18 protein-coding genes are annotated in these 17277 nt (G+C 70.7%); 1 reads left to right on the top strand and 17 read right to left on the bottom strand.

Going from position 1 to position 17277, the window contains the following annotated elements; translation table 11 throughout:
- Window positions 1-71 precede the first annotated feature (71 nt).
- The 14 genes from mmuM to OG936_RS28065 form a co-directional block, all read right to left on the bottom strand.
- On the bottom strand, window positions 72-1028 hold the full coding sequence (gene mmuM / locus OG936_RS28130; RefSeq protein ID WP_406498409.1) for a homocysteine S-methyltransferase: 957 nt from the start codon (window positions 1026-1028) through the stop codon (window positions 72-74).
- Between the two features lie 61 nt (window positions 1029-1089).
- Window positions 1090-2013 (bottom strand): LLM class F420-dependent oxidoreductase, encoded by a 924-nt coding sequence (locus OG936_RS28125; RefSeq protein ID WP_406498407.1) that lies wholly within the window; start codon window positions 2011-2013, stop codon window positions 1090-1092.
- 175 nt (window positions 2014-2188) lie between these two features.
- Window positions 2189-2725, bottom strand: coding sequence for a DUF6099 family protein (locus tag OG936_RS28120; protein ID WP_406498406.1), 537 nt, complete (start codon window positions 2723-2725; stop codon window positions 2189-2191).
- 124 nt (window positions 2726-2849) lie between these two features.
- Window positions 2850-3218 carry a nucleotide pyrophosphohydrolase gene (locus OG936_RS28115; protein WP_406498404.1) on the bottom strand — a complete coding sequence of 123 codons (369 nt, stop codon included), beginning with the start codon at window positions 3216-3218 and terminating at the stop codon, window positions 2850-2852.
- Complete coding sequence (locus OG936_RS28110) at window positions 3215-4510, bottom strand: AAA family ATPase (RefSeq protein ID WP_406498402.1); 1296 nt, start codon at window positions 4508-4510, stop codon at window positions 3215-3217. The genes OG936_RS28115 and OG936_RS28110 overlap by 4 nt, the downstream gene beginning before the upstream one ends.
- A gap of 198 nt (window positions 4511-4708) precedes the next feature.
- On the bottom strand, window positions 4709-5107 hold the full coding sequence (locus OG936_RS28105; RefSeq protein ID WP_383760643.1) for a cell division protein SepF: 399 nt from the start codon (window positions 5105-5107) through the stop codon (window positions 4709-4711).
- A 104-nt stretch (window positions 5108-5211) separates the two neighbouring features.
- Entirely contained in the window at window positions 5212-6486 is a 1275-nt protein-coding gene (locus OG936_RS28100) for a cytochrome P450 (RefSeq protein WP_406498401.1), read from the bottom strand.
- Window positions 6483-7097, bottom strand: coding sequence for a GTP-binding protein (locus OG936_RS28095; RefSeq protein ID WP_406498399.1), 615 nt, complete (start codon window positions 7095-7097; stop codon window positions 6483-6485). The genes OG936_RS28100 and OG936_RS28095 overlap by 4 nt, the downstream gene beginning before the upstream one ends.
- Window positions 7075-7428: a DUF742 domain-containing protein gene (locus OG936_RS28090; protein WP_406498397.1), complete on the bottom strand. Its 354-nt coding sequence runs from the start codon at window positions 7426-7428 to the stop codon at window positions 7075-7077. Before OG936_RS28090 ends, OG936_RS28095 begins: the two co-directional genes overlap by 23 nt.
- Window positions 7425-7850 (bottom strand): roadblock/LC7 domain-containing protein, encoded by a 426-nt coding sequence (locus OG936_RS28085; protein WP_266749265.1) that lies wholly within the window; start codon window positions 7848-7850, stop codon window positions 7425-7427. The genes OG936_RS28090 and OG936_RS28085 overlap by 4 nt, the downstream gene beginning before the upstream one ends.
- Window positions 7847-9235: an ATP-binding protein gene (locus OG936_RS28080; protein WP_406498395.1), complete on the bottom strand. Its 1389-nt coding sequence runs from the start codon at window positions 9233-9235 to the stop codon at window positions 7847-7849. The genes OG936_RS28085 and OG936_RS28080 overlap by 4 nt, the downstream gene beginning before the upstream one ends.
- A gap of 104 nt (window positions 9236-9339) precedes the next feature.
- Entirely contained in the window at window positions 9340-10350 is a 1011-nt protein-coding gene (locus tag OG936_RS28075; RefSeq protein WP_383760652.1) for an MBL fold metallo-hydrolase, read from the bottom strand.
- A 378-nt stretch (window positions 10351-10728) separates the two neighbouring features.
- Window positions 10729-11901 (bottom strand): Gfo/Idh/MocA family protein, encoded by a 1173-nt coding sequence (locus OG936_RS28070; RefSeq protein WP_406498393.1) that lies wholly within the window; start codon window positions 11899-11901, stop codon window positions 10729-10731.
- A 288-nt stretch (window positions 11902-12189) separates the two neighbouring features.
- Complete coding sequence (locus tag OG936_RS28065) at window positions 12190-12990, bottom strand: DeoR/GlpR family DNA-binding transcription regulator (protein WP_406498391.1); 801 nt, start codon at window positions 12988-12990, stop codon at window positions 12190-12192.
- Between the two features lie 186 nt (window positions 12991-13176).
- On the opposite strand from OG936_RS28065, the gene OG936_RS28060 reads away from it, so the two are divergent.
- Complete coding sequence (locus tag OG936_RS28060; RefSeq protein ID WP_406498389.1) at window positions 13177-14061, top strand: SIS domain-containing protein; 885 nt, start codon at window positions 13177-13179, stop codon at window positions 14059-14061.
- Window positions 14062-14280: 219 nt separating this feature from the next.
- Here the strand turns inward: OG936_RS28060 and OG936_RS28055 are convergent, their stop codons facing one another.
- From OG936_RS28055 to OG936_RS28045, 3 genes are all read right to left on the bottom strand, one after another.
- The gene (locus OG936_RS28055) at window positions 14281-14853 is read right to left on the bottom strand and encodes a hypothetical protein (RefSeq protein WP_406498387.1); all 573 of its coding nucleotides are present in this window, start codon (window positions 14851-14853) and stop codon (window positions 14281-14283) included.
- Window positions 14854-14966: 113 nt separating this feature from the next.
- Window positions 14967-16088: a P1 family peptidase gene (locus tag OG936_RS28050; protein WP_406498385.1), complete on the bottom strand. Its 1122-nt coding sequence runs from the start codon at window positions 16086-16088 to the stop codon at window positions 14967-14969.
- A gap of 142 nt (window positions 16089-16230) precedes the next feature.
- Window positions 16231-16926 (bottom strand): 4'-phosphopantetheinyl transferase, encoded by a 696-nt coding sequence (locus OG936_RS28045; protein ID WP_406498383.1) that lies wholly within the window; start codon window positions 16924-16926, stop codon window positions 16231-16233.
- Window positions 16927-17277: the final 351 nt, after the last annotated feature.

Below are 17277 nucleotides of genomic sequence, written 5' to 3'. Positions count from 1 at the left end.
TTATGGTCCGGCTCGCACGCGTCCCACCAGCGTATTTCCTTGTGTCCGGACACCGTTGTCCCGCCTTCCCTTCACAGCCGTTCGCCTCCTTCGTCCGCGGTCGTCCCGCCGAGCAGCCCGGCCAGCTCCGCGATGGTGTCCGGGCCGACCCGGCAGCAACCGCCCACCAGCCGGGCGCCGGCCTCCTGCCAGACCCGCACTCTCCCCGGATCGAACGTGGCGTCACCGGCCCAGGCCCGGCCCCCGGCGTCCCACTGCTCGCCGCTGTTCGGATAGACGACGACCGGTTTGCGGGCCACGTCCGCCGCCATCCTCACCGCCCGGTCCGCGTCCGCCGGGTCACAGCAGTTCACCCCGACGGCCAGGACACGGTCGTTTTCCGAGGCGAGGGCGAAGGCCGCCTCCAGCGGCTGCCCCGCCCTCGTCCGGTCCCCCGCCACGCTGTACGAGAGCCAGACGGGGAGCCCGCATCCCTCGGCCGCCCGCAGCAACGCCTCGGCCTCGTCGATGTCCGGCACCGTCTCCAGCGCCAGCACGTCGGGCCCGGCGGCGGCCAGCGCCTCGACCCGGGGACGGTGGAACCGCTCCAGCTCCCGGACGGAGAGCCCGTAGCGGCCCCGGTACTCGCTGCCGTCCGCCAGCATCGCCCCGTACGGCCCGACGGAGCCGGCGACCCAGACCTCCCGCGCCACCCCACCCGCGGCCCGCCGCGCCAGCCGCACACTGCGGGCGAAGAGCTCCGCCGCCCGGGCCCGGCCGATCCCCCGTCGCGCGAATCCCTCGAACGTCGCCTGGTAACTGGCCGTGATGAGCACCTGCGCGCCCGCCCGCACATAGGTCGTGTGCGCCGCCTCGATCTGCCCCGGCCCGTCGGCCAGCAGCCGGGCCGACCACAGCGCGTCGGACAGGTCACAGCCCTGCGCCTCCAACTGGTTGGAGAGACCGCCGTCGAGCAGGAGCGCCCCTTCCAAGAGGGCCTGCCCGAGGGCGCGGGCGGGCGGGCCATCGGCTGACCGGACGGGTTGCACAGGTGACTCCCTCATGTGCCGGGCCATGACCCGGCTCGGTGAGCGGGGACCGGACTCCGGCTCAGGCGAGCTGGGTCCGGACCTGGGAGGAGATCAGCTCCAGGTGGTCCAGGTCGTCCAGATCCAGGACCTGGAGGTAGATCCGGGACGACCCGATCGCAGCGTATTGGCCGATCTTGTCGACCACCTCGGCGGGCGAGCCCGCGAGCCCGTTCGCCTTCAGCTCCGCCACGTCGCGGCCGATGACGGAGGCGCGGCGCGCCACCTCCGCGTCGTTCTTGCCGACGCAGACCACCAAGGCGTTGGAGTACGCCAGGTCGTCCGGTCCGCGGCCGGCCGCCTTTGCCGCTTCCCTGACCCGGCCGAACTGCTTCTCGCTGTCCTGCAGCGACGCGAAGGGGATATTGAACTCGTCGGCGTACTGGGCGGCCAGCCGCGGTGTACGCGTCGCACCGTGACCGCCGATCAGGACCGGGATCCTGGCCTGCGCCGGCTTGGGCAGCGCAGGCGAATCCGTCAGCTGGTAGTACCTGCCGTCGAAGCTGAACGTCTTGCCGATCTCGGTCGCCCACAGCCCGGTGACAATGGCCAGCTGCTCCTCCAGCCGGCCGAACTTCTCCTTGGGGAACGGAATGCCGTAGGCCTTGTGCTCCTCCTCGAACCAGCCCGCGCCGAGGCCGAGCTCGACGCGTCCGCCGGACATCTGGTCGACCTGCGCGACCTGGATGGCGAGCACGCCGGGAAGCCGGAAGGTACCCGCGGTCATGAGCGTGCCGAGACGGATCCGCTTGGTCTCGCGCGCCAGCCCGGCCAGGGTGATCCAGGCGTCGGTCGGGCCGGGCAGCCCGTCGCCCGGCCCCATGCGGAGGTAGTGGTCGGAGCGGTAGAAGGCGTCGAAGCCGAGGTCCTCGGCCGCCTTGGCGACCGTGAGCAGGGTGTCGTAGTCGGCCCCTTGCTGGGGCTCGGTGAAGATTCGAAGATCCATGCACCCATCCTGCACCTCCGGACGCCGGTCATCGCTCCTCTCCTCCCTGTCCTCCTCTCTCGCTTCCTCTCTCCTTTCCTGTCTCCCTCCCTGTCTCCTTTCCTCTCTCCGCGGCACCACCTCTTCTCTCCTCGGCACCACCGCCGCCACTGGTCACCGTCGAAGTGCCGTGCGGTCACGACTGGCCCGCCGCCGAGCCCGCCGGTCCGGGGACCGGGCCGTACGGGCCGTCCCGCTCCCGGCCGCGCTCCACATCCCGTTGCCGCTCCCGCTCCTGCTCGTCGAGACGCCGGAGCATTCCGTGCACCCGGTCCAAGGACTCGTCGGCAGCGTCGATCGCCTCCATGCACTGCCAGTAGAGCCCCTGCTCGTCGGTCTCGCAGGCCACCCCGACCAGGGCCATCCCCACCTCCCCGAGCAGCATGCCCAGACCCGTCAGCGTCGCCCGCGGTTCGGCGAGCTCGGAGAGCTGCGCGGCCCGCGCCACTCCGGCCCGCGCCGCCGGATGGTCCAGCGACCCACTGCTTCTCCCGCCGATCTCGCTGAGCCCGCGGGCCTCGCCCCGTAACTCCTTGGGCCCGTCCGCCGCCAGTCGGCTGCCGATCGCCTGGGCGAGCGCCTGGGCCTGCCATGCCTCGGCGATGATGTCCGGCGTGCCCCGGCTCTGCGCCAGCGCACGTCGGCCGACTCCTACAAGCCGCTCCGCTTCCATGCGATACCCCCGTCCGTACGAAAAGCCGCTCAACTCATCCATTACCCACAGTGAGGGCGTCGGCACCGAAAAGCCAGAGGAATTCGGAAATCTGTGGACACGAAGCCGACTATGCATAAGTCGATCACTCCGAAGAGTGACGATCCCGGGGTTCGGAGGTGTCCGGGGTCTCCGGTACCGGGAACCGGGCCTCGTTCCGGTCGATCTTCTCCGCCAGCGCCGACAGCACGTCGATCCCCAACACCTCGCAGAACTGCAGCAGATACGCGAGGACATCCGCGACCTCGTCCGCCACCCGGTGCGCCGTCTCGGGCCTCTCCATCACCCGCGCCGACTGCTCCGGCGTCAACCACTGGAAGATCTCGACCAGTTCGGACGCCTCGACGCTCAGTGCCGTCGCCAGGTTCTTCGGGGTGTGGTACTGCTCCCAGTCCCGTGCGGCCGCGAACGCGGCGAGCCGCTGCTGCAGGGCCCGTACATCAAGTTCTGTCACGACTCCAGGTCTACCACCGTCACGCCGGGCGTCTCCCGGGCCCGCACCGCACCCGATTCCGTGACCGTGCCCACCAGCCTGAGATGGCCGGCCGCCCCGATCGCCACCGCCAGATCCACCAGTTCGCGCAACTGCCGTCCGTCCAGGTCCCGGTCGAGCCCGTCGGCCAGCACGGTCAGCGTCTGCATGGCCGACGGCACCTCGCCCGCCGCATCCACCGCCAGCACCCCGGGCCCGGTGAGCAGCACCAGGGCGAGCGCGAGGTACCTCAACTCGCCGTCGCCGAGCCGGCCGACCGGTGAGAAACGTCCCCCGCCGCGCCCGACCACCGCGCGCGTCAAACCGTCCGTCGACCGCTCCACGCCGAGTTCCGTCACCGGCCCCGCACATCCTGCGTGAGCGGCCGCGACCAGCCGGGCATGCCGTTGGCCGCACTGCGTGTACATACGCTCCAGTACGGCCGCGAGGTTGTCGCAGCCCCGGCGCAGCCGGCCGTCGCCCGTCGGCACCGGGGCGCGCATCCGCGAGGGCTGCGGTTCGCAGGCGAAGACCGACCGCAGAGCCACCACCACCTGTTCGGCGGCCGCCAGGACCCGTAACTGCCCCTCGGTCGTGCCCGCCACCCGCAGCGGCAGCAGCGCCGTTCCGAGCCGGTCGTCCGGCAGCGGCGCACGCGTCACCGGGACCGCGCCCGCGGTGTACCAGGCCGCCTGGACCGAAGAGCGCCCCGGGTCGCGCAACGCGGTGGTGAGCAGGGTCTCGCCGCCGCCGGTGAGCCGTTCACCGACGATGCGGAGGGTGGGTTCCGTCTGGACGGCGACGTCGAGTCGCACCGGGCCCGCCGGGCCGTCCGTCGTGCAGCCGATCCGGAATCCCCGGCGGCCCTGCGCATCGGCCGCGGCCCCTTCCGGCACACAGCCCTCCGGGTCGGGGAACACCTCTTCGAGTGGGTCACCGCTGCCCAGCCGCGCCAGCGCCTCGTACGCCCGCAGGGCAGTCGATTTGCCGCTGCCGCCGGGGCCCGCGAAGAGCGTGACGGGACCGATGGGGAAGGTGACGCCCCGGTGCGAGGCGAAGGCGGACAGCCGCAGTTCGGTGACGACGGGGCCGGCGCAGCGGACAGGACCACCGGAGCGCGACACGGCTTCCCGGCGAGTGGACGGAACCGCGGCGCCGCGGGGGGCGTCGGGCACGGACGTCGCGTACGTACCGGTAGCCGCGTGGACACCATCGGGCACGGACGTACCGGCGGGTGGCGAAGGGGTGGTGGTTTCCGGGGGGAGTGCAGTCATGGGCGGACCGTAAGCAGGCTTCAGGGCGGAGAATCGTTCCGCCTTAACGACCTTCCTACGATCGGGCTACGCCCGCCGTGGCAACCCCGACCGGACGGCATTCCACGAACGGGTAGGCCCATCGACACACCACCCACCGGCACACCACCCCGGCCACCGCTCTTCCCGCGGCCCTCCTACGAACCGGGTACGCCCGCTCTACGAACCGGGTACGCCCGCCGCAGCGACCCCCTCGACCTCCATGCCGACCGGGGACAGCAGGAAGACGTTCCGGTCGACCCGGTGCATTCCGCTGCCGAGCCCGAAGACGACTCCGCTGGTGAAGTCCAGGATGCGCTTGGCCACATCCGTCTCCGCGCCCGTCAGGTCGAGCAGCACCGGGACCTGCGCGACCAGGTACTCCGCCACCTCCCGCGCGTCCGCGAAGACCTGGACCCGCAGTACGACGAGGCGCCGCTGTTCGGCCTTCGCGCTCTCGTCGGGGACCGTCCGGTGATCCACCCGGGACGGCCATTCGTTGCGGCTGCGCAGAGGCACGACCTGGGCAAGCCCCTCCCACTGCTCGTCCGTGACGTCGTACCTGTCGTACCTGCTCACCGGACCACCCCGTCTGTGCTTCGGTCGGCGTTGCGCCGGCTGCGCTCGCTGTTCATCGGGCAATTCTCTCGCCCCTCACCCGTTCGGCGTACCACCGACACGGTTCACGGGCTGATCGACACCGCCGACGGCCCGTCCGACGCGCTCCCGGCGGCTTCACGCCGGTCCGCTTCCGCGGTCATGCCGACGGGGGTGAAACGTACCGGAAGCCGGACCAGGGCGCGGTGGAAGGGTCCCTGCCGCCACCTCAGTCCGCTGATCGGAATGTCCAGTTCCGCGTCGCACAGCTGACTGGTCAGCTGCTCGATCGCGGTCATCGCGATGAGCAGCGCCGGCTGCTTCGCCGGGCACCGGTGCGGACCGGCCGACCAGGCCAGATGGGCACTGCCCCCGGAGCGGATGCCGGGGTCCGAAAGACCGGGCGGGGACTGGGTGTTGGCCGCGGCGTAGGAAACCAGGAGCAACTGTCCGGCGCGCAGCCGGACGCCGTGGAACTCCGTGTCGTGGCGCGGGTAGTGGGCCGAGAGATTGGCCAGCGGCGGGTCCTGCCAGAGGACCTCGTCGATCGCCTCGTGTGCCGTCATCGCGCCGCCGTGCAGCGAGCCGGCGTAGCGCGCGTCGGTGAGCATGTGCAGCAGCGCGTTGCCGATCAGATTGGTCGTCGGATCGTGGCCCGCGCTCATGATCAGGGTGATCTGACGCACAGTCTCGTCGTTGTCGAGATCGGCGGGATGGGCGAGGAGGTACGAGGTGAGGTCTCGGCGCGGCCGGGCACGCCGGTCGGCGACCAGTTCGGTGACGACCTCGACGAGATCGGCGTACGCGGTGGCGGCGTCCTCGGCGGAGTTGAACATGCCGGCGATGCCGTTGACGATGCGTTCGCCGTCGCCCGGCGGGACGCCGAACCAGGTGACGAAGACGTGCAGCGGGAGCCGTCGGGCGTACTGGGCGATCAGATCGCCGCTGCCGGTGACGGCGAATTCCCCGATGAGCCGCTGGGCGACCCGGGCGACCTCGGCCCGCAGGACGTGCGGCTCGATCAGGGCGAGGCCGTCGTTGATGGCATCGCGGTAGCGGGCGTGCACGTCGCCGTCGCTGAAGAGCGCGGTGGGCCGGTAGCCGAGCATCGGCAGGACCGGCGAGTCGTCGGGCACGGTGGCCTGCCAGGCGCGCGGGTCCTTCGTGAAGGTATGGGTGTCGCGCAGCAGGTCGACGGCGGCCTGGTAGTCGGTGACCAGCAGGGCATCGATGCCCGGGGCGAGCCGGACGGGGGCGAGGGGGCCATGTCCGCGCAGGCTCCGGTAGTGGCTCTGCGGGTCGGCGGCGAAGTCCGGGCCGTACAGCGCGAGGGGCTGCGGCGGTTGTACGGGCGGTGTCATGAGGGGTCCTCGGGCCGGGGCATTCGGGTCAGCACGTGCTCGGCCAGCGCGATCAGCGCGTCGATGCTGCCGCGGCGTTCCCGGGCGTCGCACTGCACCAGCGGGGTCTCGGGAGCGAGGTCAAGGTGTTTGCGCAGGACCTCGTCGGTGTGGGCGGGGGCGTCGGGGAAACGGTTGACGGCGACGGCGTACGGCAGGCCTTGCTCCTCGACCATGTCCATGACCGCGAAGGAGTCGGCGAGTCTGCGGGTGTCGACCAGGACGAGTGCGCCGAGCGCGCCGCGCGCAATGTCGTCCCAGAGCGGGAGGAACCGCTGCTGGCCCGGAGTGCCGAACATATAGAGCACCAGATCGTCGAGGACGGTGAGTCGGCCGAAGTCGATCGCGACGGTGGTCGTGGTCTTGTCCGGCAGTCCCGCGGTGTCGTCGAACCGGGTGCTGGACTGGGTCATCGCCTCTTCGGTGTGGAGCGTGGCGATCTCCGACAGCGTACGAATCAGGGTGGTCTTGCCCACGCCGAAGGGCCCCGTGACGACGAGCTTCATCAGGGTCCGGGCGGCGGGCGGCAGGTAGCCGATGCCGGCCGGGTCAGTGAAGGGAGCGGAGTCCAACGAGCAGCCTCTCGACGAGCGACCGGTCGATCTCCCCGGCGCTGGGGATGGGCGGTCGGGTGTGCAGGTGTCCGCCGACCGCGAGGTCCGTGGCCAGGAAGACCGTGGCGCTGACCGGCAGGTCCAGGTGGGCCGCGCATTCGACGACGGTGAGCGCCCCCGGTTCCAGCAGCTCGCACAGCCTGCGCTGTTCCGAGCCGGTGTCCGGGGGCAGGTCCGTGTCGGTGCGTACGAGCACGGCGAGCCGGTCGAGCTCGGGACCGGTGGGCCGGGTCCGGCCGCCGGTGACCAGGTAGGCGGGGATCAGACGGCGTCCGGGGCCGGAGGTCATGGCCGGGCGGGGGCATCCGGTTGGCGGGCGGGTGCGTTCATCGCCCGGGTCAGGGCGGTGACCTGCACCTGCATCTGGTAGGCGATGTCGCCGAGTTTGGCGCCGGGTTCCGCGAACAGGGCGAGCGTGGTGTTGTTCCCGGCCGGTACGACGATGGCGAAGCCCTGGTCCGACTCGACGACCGTCTGCGCCAGGCTCGGGGCGTCGACGTCGGTGAAAGCGGTGGTGAACGCGCGGGCCGCGGCGTGCAGCGTGGCGGTCATCGCGGCCACTCGCTCGCCGGACGCCCGGTCCAGGCCGGGCGAGGCGCCCTCGACGAGGCCGTCGCCGGTGGCGACCACGGCGTGCTGGACTCCGGGCAGCTCCAGCAGCGGGGTCAGCACCCATGCGAGGTCACCGGTGGTGGGGGTGGGGGTGCTCACGTCTCGTCGTCTCCTCGGTCGTTCCGGTCGCTGCGGTCGCTGCGGTGTTCGTGGTCGGCCTCGTGGTCGGCCGGTGCCGGTGCGGTCGGTCGTCCGGCGACGCCTCTGCCGTTGAGGGTGCCTTGCTGGAGTGCCGCCCAGGAAGCCTCGGCCTGTTCGGGTGTACGGGACACCTCTTTGTGGTCCCGGGTGGCGGCGGACGCGGACCGGGCCGGGGTCGGCCGGGGTGAGCGTCGGCGTCGGCTGGGCAGCTCGGCAAAGTGCCCGCCCGCGGTTTGCGGTGCGGCGGCGGGCTCCGGAGTGCCGGGGGCGGAGGCGGGCGAAGAGGCGTGCGCCTGCACCGGTTTCGGGGCGAGGGCGGACAGGCTGCGGTCCTCCTCCAGCACGGTCAGGAGGTGGGCGGGGACGCGCAGGATCGTACGCATTCCGCCGAACGGCGAAGCCTCGATGTGGCAGTCGAAGCCGTACTGCACGACGAGCCGGCCGACGACGGCGAAGCCGGTCTGCGGCGGGTCGCCCAGCTCGGTCAGGAGCACTTCGGACGGCCCCGCCAGCAGCGCGCGGGCCCGGTCGAGCGCATCGTCGTCCATGCCGATGCCCGCGTCGTCGACGACCAGGAACGCGCCACGGCCACCGCTCTGCTGGACGGTCACCTGGACATCGGTGTCGGGGTGCGAGTAGGCGGTGGCGTTGGCCAGCAGTTCGGCGAGCGCGATGGCGAGGGGTTCGGCGGCGCGGGCGACGAGCGCGAGCCGTTCCTCGCGCAGGTGGTTGGCGACCTTGATCCGTTCGTAGCCGGCGACCCGGGACTGGGCGCCGAGCACGATCTCGACGAGCGGCGAGTTCTGGCGGGCGAGCCCCGGCCAGGCGTCGCAGAGCACGGCGGTGGACTGGGTGCGCCGCAGTGCCAGTTCGTTACGGAAGTCCAGTTGCAGGATCCGTGGGTCGTCGTACTCGTGCTGGAGCTCGTGCAGCAACTGCTGGGACTGGTTGAGCAGGGACTGGATCTTGGCGGAGGTGCCGCGCATCGCCGCGCGAGCGGCGGCGTCGACGCGCCCGCGCTCCTCGACGACCGCCGTGCGGGCGGCCTCTACGGCCTCGGTGAGGAGCCGGGCGGCCTCGCCGTCGACCTCGGCCGCCTCCCGCAGTCCGGGGACCCGGGCGGTCGGGTGGGAGAGGGCGAGCGCGGTGGCGGGTATCCGCCTGCGGGCCAGCTGCCGGATCTCGTCGGTGAGGGCGGCGGTACGGGCCTCTGCGGCCTTCGACTGCCGTTCGGCCAGCTCGGCGCGGGCCAGGGCCAGGTGCTCCGAGCGGGCCGCGTTCTGCGCGCGGACCGACGCTGCCACGGCAGCGGCGACGGCGATCACCGCCACGATCCATCCCATGCCGTCACCGCGTTTCTGTTGTCGGATCGGTCTTCCGGCCGAAGCGGCGGCGAAAGGTCCGGTTGCTTCTCCGCAGGGCCCGTCGGCTCACGGGACCGCTCCGGCTACTTCTCCGCGGGGGCTGCGGGGCCCGCGGGCTCACCGGACTGCTCCAGTTCCTGGGCGACCACGGCGACGTCGGTCATCACCTGGAGCACTCCGGGCAGTTCGGAGCCGTCGAGCTGCCGGTACTCGCTGCCGATGGTCACCACCAGCCGCTCGGGAAGACCGAGTTCCGGATAGCGCCCCTCGCCGATGACCCGGCGGGCAGCCTCAAGGGCCGGGACCCCGGCGGCGTGGAAGGCGTGGGCGCGCTCACGCACGTACTCCAGGTACACGATGTGATCGCGCACCCCGGCCCGGTCGAGGACCGGTCCGTGTCCGGGGACGACGGTCTCGGCGCCGGTGGCCAGCACCCGTTCGCAGGCCGCGATCACATTGCTGAGGGGACCCGCCCAGTGCACCGGGTGATCGCCGGGCTGAGCAGGTGTGGACGAGAAGATGACGTCTCCGCTGAACACCGCACGCTGCGCGGGCAGATGGACGATCAGGTCGCCGGTGGTGTGCGCGGACGGCAGGGCGGAGATCTGGACCGGGTACTCCCCCAGGGTCAGTTCGAGCTCCCCGGTGAAGTACGTGGTCGGCTGCACGGGCTCGGTGTGGGACCACTCGAAGGGGCCGAAGTGACGTCCGAGGTAGGCCCCGAGCGGGGTGGCCGGATCGCCGGTGGCGACCAGCGCGTGCTGCTGTTTCGGCGTGGGCTCGTAATGGATATGTTCCCGGGCCTCGCGGGTCGCGATGATCTCCGCGTCCGGCAGCACGCCCGCACCCCAGAAGTGGTCCCCGTTCGCATGGGTGACGATCACCCGGTCGATGGAGACGCCGTCGGGCAGCCGCTTCGTGGACTCGGCCAGGAACTGGCCGGCCAGCACGGTGTCGTACGGAGTGTCGATCCAGAGCGCGCCGCGGGGCGAGACGAGGAGTCCGCAGTTGGCCAGCCCCCAGCCCCGCTTCGGCGGGAGCCATGCGTACAGGCCCCGCCCCAGTTCAACGACGTCCCCACCCATGATCGACATGGACGCGATTATGCCGACCACGATCCGGCCACGCGTTCAAACTCGGCCATCACGACCTTCTAATGGCGCGAAATCGTCGGCCACACCCCTCGGTGGCGGCAGCTCGGTGACCGTACGAGACCGGCGTCCCGCATCCCCGTACGGCACCGTCCATATGATTTCGGTCAATTCACCTGGAACCATCACCCCGCGCGGCGGACAACCATCGAGCGGACATCAAACCGGAATGAGCCGATTACCCACCGAGCATGGCTGAAAACAGCTGCCCCGATACCTCCCGGTGACGGTGCCGGACGCACGGTCACCAGGAGGTCGCCGAGAGGTCGCCGAACGGCCTCCGAAACGTTGCGCGCCGGTCGCGCCGGTCGCGCCGGTTTCCTAGCGGACCTGACCGCGCTCGAAGTACGCGGTGAGCTCAGGATCGAGGGCCGGTACGTCGTACGGTGCGCCACCCTCACGGAGCGAACGGGTGGCGAGCACACCGGCGGCGACGCTCATCCGCGCGGCGACCGGCGAGGTGTCGGTGACACCCCCGTCGCGCACGAAGCGGCAGAACTCCTCCATGATCCGGGTGTCGCCGCCACCGTGTGAACCACCGGCGTCCGGCACCCGGTAGGTGATGTCGGCGTCGCCGCGGTACCCGCTCGGGCCGGTGTTCCAGACCTTGACCTCGTCACCGGGGCCGTCACCGAAGTTCTCCAGACGGCCCTCGGTGCCGATGACGGTGTAGTTCCGCCAGTAGTCCGGGGTGAAGTGACACTGCTGGTAGGCGGCCACGACGCCGTTGTCGAGCTGCATGTTCATGACCGAGACGTCCTCGACGTCCACGATGTGGTGCAGGTCCTTGCGGGCGGTCGGCGGCCAGTCGAACTCGCGCAGCCAGTTCGCCGGGCGCGGGGTGTCCGGCTCACGGCGCGGCAGGTCGCCGTAGACGAGGAGGTCACCGAGCGCGTTGACCCGCCGGGTGTAGCCGCCGGCCAGCCAGTGCAGGACGTCGATGTCGTGGGCGGCCTTCTGGAGCAGCAGACCGGTGGTACGGGTCCGGTCGGCGTGCCAGTCCTTGAAGTAGTAGTCACCGCCGTAGCCCACGAAGTGCCGCACCCACACGGTCTTGGGCTCGCCGATGTCGCCGCGGGCGATGATGTCGCGCATCAGCCGCACGACACCCATGTGCCGCATGTTGTGTCCGACGTACAGCCGGGTCCCGGTCTCGTACGCGGCACGCAGGACGTTGTCGCAGCTCTCGACGGTGATACCGAGCGGCTTCTCGACGAAGACGGCCTTGCCGGCCCGGAGCGCGTCGATGGCGATCGGCTCATGGGTGTCGTCCGGGGTGGCGACGACGACCGCGTCGAGGTCGTCCCGGTCGAGGAGCAGCTTGTAGTCCTCGACCGCGACATCGGTGCCGAACCGCTCGGCCTCACGCTGCCGCACCTCGGGGTCGAGGTCGCAGACGGCGGTGATCGCCGAACCCTGTCCGGGGTGGTGGGCGGACATCGCGATGGATCGGCGCAGGCCGAGCCCGATGACGCCGAGTCGCAGGTCTGACACGGTGGTCCCTTCTGTCTGTACTGGTGGTGCGGACGCTCCTCTGCGGCGGCAGGCACATAGTTCACGAAGGCGCATCCGGATGGCAAGAGTTGTTCATTTTGCCGAGGTAGCAAACATTTATTAGCACCACACTAGCGCTTTGGTGACAGTAGACAGGTCACGGCCGGTTTCGCCGACGTATCCACACAGCCTCACGCCCACGCACCAACGCACTCGCGTGCCCACGCGCCCACGAAAACGGCGGGCGCCACTTCGATCGGTGGCAACCCGCCGTTTCGTGCGAGCGGTTCAGACGGCGATGACGGTGACGCCGGCCTCCGTGAAGCGGGCGGTCGCCTCGGGCGTGATGCCCTTGTCGGTGACCAGGAAGTCGACCTGACCGAGGTCGCAGACCCTGGCGAAGGCCCGCTTGCCGATCTTCGAGGAGTCGGCCGCCACGACCACCCGTTGCGCCTGCTGGGCGAGCAGCCGGTTGATGCTGGCCTCGCCCTCGTGATGGACGTACGCACCGCGTTCGGTGTCGATCGCATTGACGCCCAGCACGGCGACATCCAGCGTGATTTCGCCCAGCACTCCACTGGCCAGCGGCCCCGTCAGCTCGTACGACTGCGGCCTGGCCACCCCACCGGTCACCACGATCTTGATCTGCGGCCGGATCACCAACTCGTTGGCGATGTTGAGAGCATTGGTGACAACGGTCAGGGTCGGCTGACCGCCCATTCCCGCTGAGGCGTCACCGACGACATCCGAGCGCACCGCCAGTGAACGGGCCACCTCGGTCAGCGTCGTACCGCCGGTCAGCCCCACCACTTCACCCACCGCCACCAATTCGGAGACGGCCCGGCCGATGGCCTGCTTCTCGGGGGCGTGGCGGCCGGTCTTGTAGCGCAGGGCCAGTTCGTAACTGACACCGTGCGCGACCGCGCCACCGCGGGTGCGCGTGAGCAGCTGCTGCTCGGCGAGCTGGTCCAGGTCGCGGCGGATGGTCGCGGCCGAGACGTCCAACTTGGCGGCGGCGTCCTCGACCTCCACCCGGCCGTTCTTACCGACAAGCTCCAGCAGCGCGTTCCACCGGGCATCCCTGGACAAGAGAACTCTCCTTCACGAGCCCGGGCTTCAGGCACGCATCCCCTTGGGTACGGTCTCCGGACACGCGCAAGCGTGGCACAAGGCTCCGCCCAGTCAAGCATCCTGTATGCAGGATGCTTGATAATGCTCACAGGTCCCATATAGCGTGCACAAACGAGCATCTCACTACGAGTACGGAGTGCAAAAGTGTCATTTGTCGAGATCGAGACGGCCAGTCAGCCGGAGTGCTGGCGCCGCGCCGCCGAGCTGGCCCGGACCCAGGCCTCCGCTCTGCCCGCCGCCGGTGAGCGCATCGCGGTCGTCGGCTGCGGCACCTCGTTCTACATGGCCCAGGCGTACGCCGCGCTCCGTGAGGAGTCCGGACAGGGCGAGTCCGATGCCTTCGCCGCCTCGGAGTTCCCCTTCGGCCGCAGCTACGACCGGGTCGTCGCCCTCACCCGTTCGGGCACCACGACCGAGGTGCTGGCGCTGCTCGACCGGCTGCGTGGTGTCACCCGCACGGTGGCCATCACCGCCGACCCCAAGACCCCGGTCATGACGTCCGCCGACGAGGTCGTCGTACTCGACTTCGCCGACGAGCAGTCCGTCGTGCAGACCCGGTTCGCGACCACTCTGCTCACCCTGCTCCGCGCCCACCTCGGTCTGCACACCGACGACGTGGTCCGCGACGCCGAGACCGCGCTGGCCGAGCCGCTGCCCGAAGGCCTGGTCGAGTGCACCCAGTTCACCTTCCTCGGCCGCGGCTGGACGGCGGGGCTCGCCAACGAGGCGGCGCTGAAGATGAAGGAGGCGTCGCTGTCCTGGACGGAGTCGTACCCGGCGATGGAGTACCGGCACGGCCCCATCAGCATCGCCACCACCGGCACCGCGACCTGGATGTTCGGCACCGCCCCCGAGGGGCTCGCGGAACAGGTGCTCTCGACCGGTGCCCGTTGGGTGGAGAGCGACCTGGACCCGCTGGCCGAGCTGGTCCGCGTCCAGCGGCTGGCGATCGCCCGCGCCGCCGCCCGCGGTCTGGACCCGGACAGCCCGCGCCACCTGACCCGCTCCGTGGTCCTCGCGGACGCCTGACGGGCCGCGGCATACGTACGAGGGCTTGCGGGCGAGAGCCGGGCTCCCGCCTTCATGCGCTTCCCGTACGGGGGTACGCCGGGCCCTGGCACCGGGGCCCGGCGTGGCCCGGCCGGGCGGCCGTGAGGGGGCCGACGTCCTTTACGACCTCACCCGCGATAGAGAGCGGGTGAGGTCGTTGCAGCCGCCGGACCGGCCTCTCGGACGGCACCGCCGTGGTCAGGACTCCTCGAAGTAGACGTCGAGGACCGCGTCGAGGTCCTCCGCCCACTTCTTGAGATCGCTCCTGGCCGGCGCCTCGACCTCGGCGTTGAACCATCGACGGGCCGACATGTGGACCGTGACGGTGAACCGGCGGCCGAACCGAGGGGTCTTCACCTCGACCGCGCCGACCTCGTCCCAGCTGAACTCGGCCTCCTGGTCGTCCAGCCGGAACCGGACGCCGTCGTGGTCCGCGGTGATCGAGCCGCGACGGTCGCTCACCTCGAATACGGGGCCGTCCACCGCCTCCTTGTCATCAGCCACCGCCGCACCCTCGGACGCCGTCTCCGCGGGGGCATCGTCGAGGGCTGCGGCACCGGGTTCCCGCTCGTCCGCCTGTTCCTGGTCCGCCTGCTCCTGACCCGTCCGTTCCTGGGACGTCTGCTCCTCGTCCGTCTTTTCCTGGTCTCTGTGCTCCCGGCTCGTATGCGGCTTCCCGGCAGGCGCAGGGGCCGTGAGACCAGGGATGTACGCCGGGTCTGTCCCTGCGGCGTACCCGGGCTGAGTGTTCGGATCTATGCGCTGCTCCACGGCGGGCAGTATGGCCGACGAACCTGTACGAGACCAGTGACCACCACGCCGGGCGCCTTTCTTCCCGTTCTCCGGCCGGGCTCGCCGTACTACTCACCGTCCCCGCGAGTACGTCACCGCTCCCGTACCGTCAGCAGTTCCGTCACCCGGTCCAGCGGGAGCGCCGGGACGTGGTGGCCCGCGCGGCCGGTCATCGACTGCGCACCGGTGAGCACGTTCAGCACCGCCTCCTCCACCGACTCGACCACCGCACCGTAGAAGGGATCAATCCGGCCCCACGGCACGAAGCGCATCGACTCGTACGGCGCACTGCCGTCGTCCTCGGGGAACGTACTGGTCAGCGCGGACGGGTTGGCCGTGGAGAAAGCCAGGAAGAGATCCCCGGAGAAGTGACTGCCGGTGGTGCCGGTGCGGGCCAGACCCAGCGTCACCCGACGGGCCAACGCCTTGCACTGCCCCGGCAACAACGGTGCGTCGGTCGCCACGACCACGATCACCGAACCCGCGCCGGGCGGCACCGGGCGCTCCCCGTCGGCAGTCGGTTCGGGGTCCGGTGTCCCGACCGGACCGGACAGCTCACGCCCCACCGGCACACCGGCCACCACCAGTTCGCGCCGTGCACCGAAATTGGCCTGCACGAAGGCGCCGACGGTGTAGCGGTCCTCGCCGTACTCGACCACCCGGGACGCCGTCCCCGAGCCACCCTTGAAGCCGTAGCAGCGCATGCCCGTTCCGCCGCCGACGCATCCCTCCTCGACCGGACCGGACCCGGCCGCCTCGATCGCGGCCGCCGCGTGACGGGACTGCACGGCCGGACCGTGGATGTCGTTGAGGTGGCCGTCCCAGGTCTCCGTGACCACCGGCAGCAGCCACTCCGGTGCCATGCCGCGGCAGTGGGACCGCACCCACTCGACGACGCCCCGGTGCACCGGGCCGACCGCGTACGTGTTGGTGATGACCACCGGAACGGCGAGTGATCCGCTCTCCTCGATCCAGGCCGTTCCGGTCATCTCACCGTTGCCGTTGAACGAATGCCAGCCGGCCGCGCAGGGCGTTCCGACTCCGTCCCGGCCACGGGGCAGGAGCGCCGTCACTCCGGTGCGTACGTCGTCGCCCTCGACAAGGGTGACGTACCCGACCTCGACACCGGGCACGTCTGTGATCGCGTTCCACGGCCCCGGCTCCCCCATCAGGGGGATGCCCAACTCACGTGCACGCATACGGTTTTCACTCATGCGGTCAGAGAGTACGGGTGGACCCGCACGCCGGACGAGGTGCGGGCGCCTCCGCTCGTCGTTCACGGCTGCCCCGCACTGCCCGGCGGGCGTGTCCTCGGCTCGTCGCGCCGTCCGGATGGGCGTGTCCGGCTCGTCGGCGCTACCGGGTGGGCGTGTCCGGCTCGCTCTCGACGGCGATCGCGGTCGCCACGAGACCGTCCGCGACCAGCCACCGGCCACGGAAGCCTGTCGGGGTCGACGTCGCCCCGCCGGGCAAAGCCGGGTCCGGGTCCATGGCGGGGATCAGCAGATCGGCCGTGAACGTGCCGTTGGAGTGGAGGACGATATCGGCCTGTTCGAAGCCGAGCCACCGGTGGGTGAGCGGGAACCACACCTTGTAGACGCTCTCCTTCGCGCTGAACAGCAGCCGGTCCCAACGGATCTCCGGGGCCGTCCTGCGCAACTCGCGCTCGCGCTGCTGTTCCGCCGGCAGGGCTATGGTCTCGTGCACCCCATCGGGCAGCGGCTCGTGCGGTTCGGCGTCTATACCGACGGAGAGCAGGTCCGCCCAGCGGGCGACCGCGGCGGCTCGGTAGCCGGCGCAGTGCGTCATGCTTCCGACGACGCCTTCCGGCCATATCGGCGCTCCGCGTTCGCCCTTCAGGATGGGGACGGGCGCGAAACCGAGCACGCCGAGCGCGCGACGGGCGCACCAGCGGGCGGTGGTGAACTCCTTGCGCCGGGACTCCACCGAGTTACGGATCAGTTCTTCCTCACCGGGGAAAAGAGCCGCGTCGACCGGGTCGGAGAGTGCCTCCACCACGGCCACCTGGGGCGGCAGAATCTTCTCGATCATGTTCTCCCTCGTACCGGTTGGTTGATCCATCCTCCGCATCGTTTCCGAAGCCTGCCCAAAGAATGCGGGATTCCGACAGTGCCCGGCTGTGCTTCGGAAGACGTTCTCATGACCGGAAACGGTCCGTACCGGCCCAGTTCATGACGGGCCGGACCGGTATGGTAACGGTCACGTCAGGAACGAGGGGACGCGCCCTTGTGGCCGAACCGGCGCGACAACGGCCCTCGGACGCGGCGTCAGCGCACCGTGCGCCTCACGAGCCCAGGAAGAATGCGGCCGGCGGGCGTGGGCGCCGTAACGCGTCAACAAGGCGATCGCACCGAACGCCTGCCACAACTCGCACAACGCCGA

Source organism: Streptomyces sp. NBC_00846 (genome assembly GCF_045207325.1).
Lineage (GTDB): Bacteria > Actinomycetota > Actinomycetes > Streptomycetales > Streptomycetaceae > Streptomyces.
Note: the sequence above shows the minus strand (reverse complement) of the source record. Positions and strands in the feature narration are given on the sequence as shown.

Excerpts from the sequence above, each read along its gene's own strand:
- OG936_RS28125 (WP_406498407.1), bottom strand. The coding sequence starts at position 2,013 with ATGGATCTTCGAATCTTCACCGAGCCCCAGCAAGGGGCCGACTACGAC.
- OG936_RS28120 (WP_406498406.1), bottom strand. The coding sequence starts at position 2,725 with ATGGAAGCGGAGCGGCTTGTAGGAGTCGGCCGACGTGCGCTGGCGCAG.
- OG936_RS28110 (WP_406498402.1), bottom strand. The coding sequence starts at position 4,510 with ATGACTGCACTCCCCCCGGAAACCACCACCCCTTCGCCACCCGCCGGT.
- OG936_RS28100 (WP_406498401.1), bottom strand. The coding sequence starts at position 6,486 with ATGACACCGCCCGTACAACCGCCGCAGCCCCTCGCGCTGTACGGCCCG.
- OG936_RS28090 (WP_406498397.1), bottom strand. The coding sequence starts at position 7,428 with ATGACCTCCGGCCCCGGACGCCGTCTGATCCCCGCCTACCTGGTCACC.
- OG936_RS28080 (WP_406498395.1), bottom strand. The coding sequence starts at position 9,235 with ATGGGATGGATCGTGGCGGTGATCGCCGTCGCCGCTGCCGTGGCAGCG.
- OG936_RS28075 (WP_383760652.1), bottom strand. The coding sequence starts at position 10,350 with ATGTCGATCATGGGTGGGGACGTCGTTGAACTGGGGCGGGGCCTGTAC.
- OG936_RS28050 (WP_406498385.1), bottom strand. The coding sequence starts at position 16,088 with ATGAGTGAAAACCGTATGCGTGCACGTGAGTTGGGCATCCCCCTGATG.
- OG936_RS28045 (WP_406498383.1), bottom strand. The coding sequence starts at position 16,926 with ATGATCGAGAAGATTCTGCCGCCCCAGGTGGCCGTGGTGGAGGCACTC.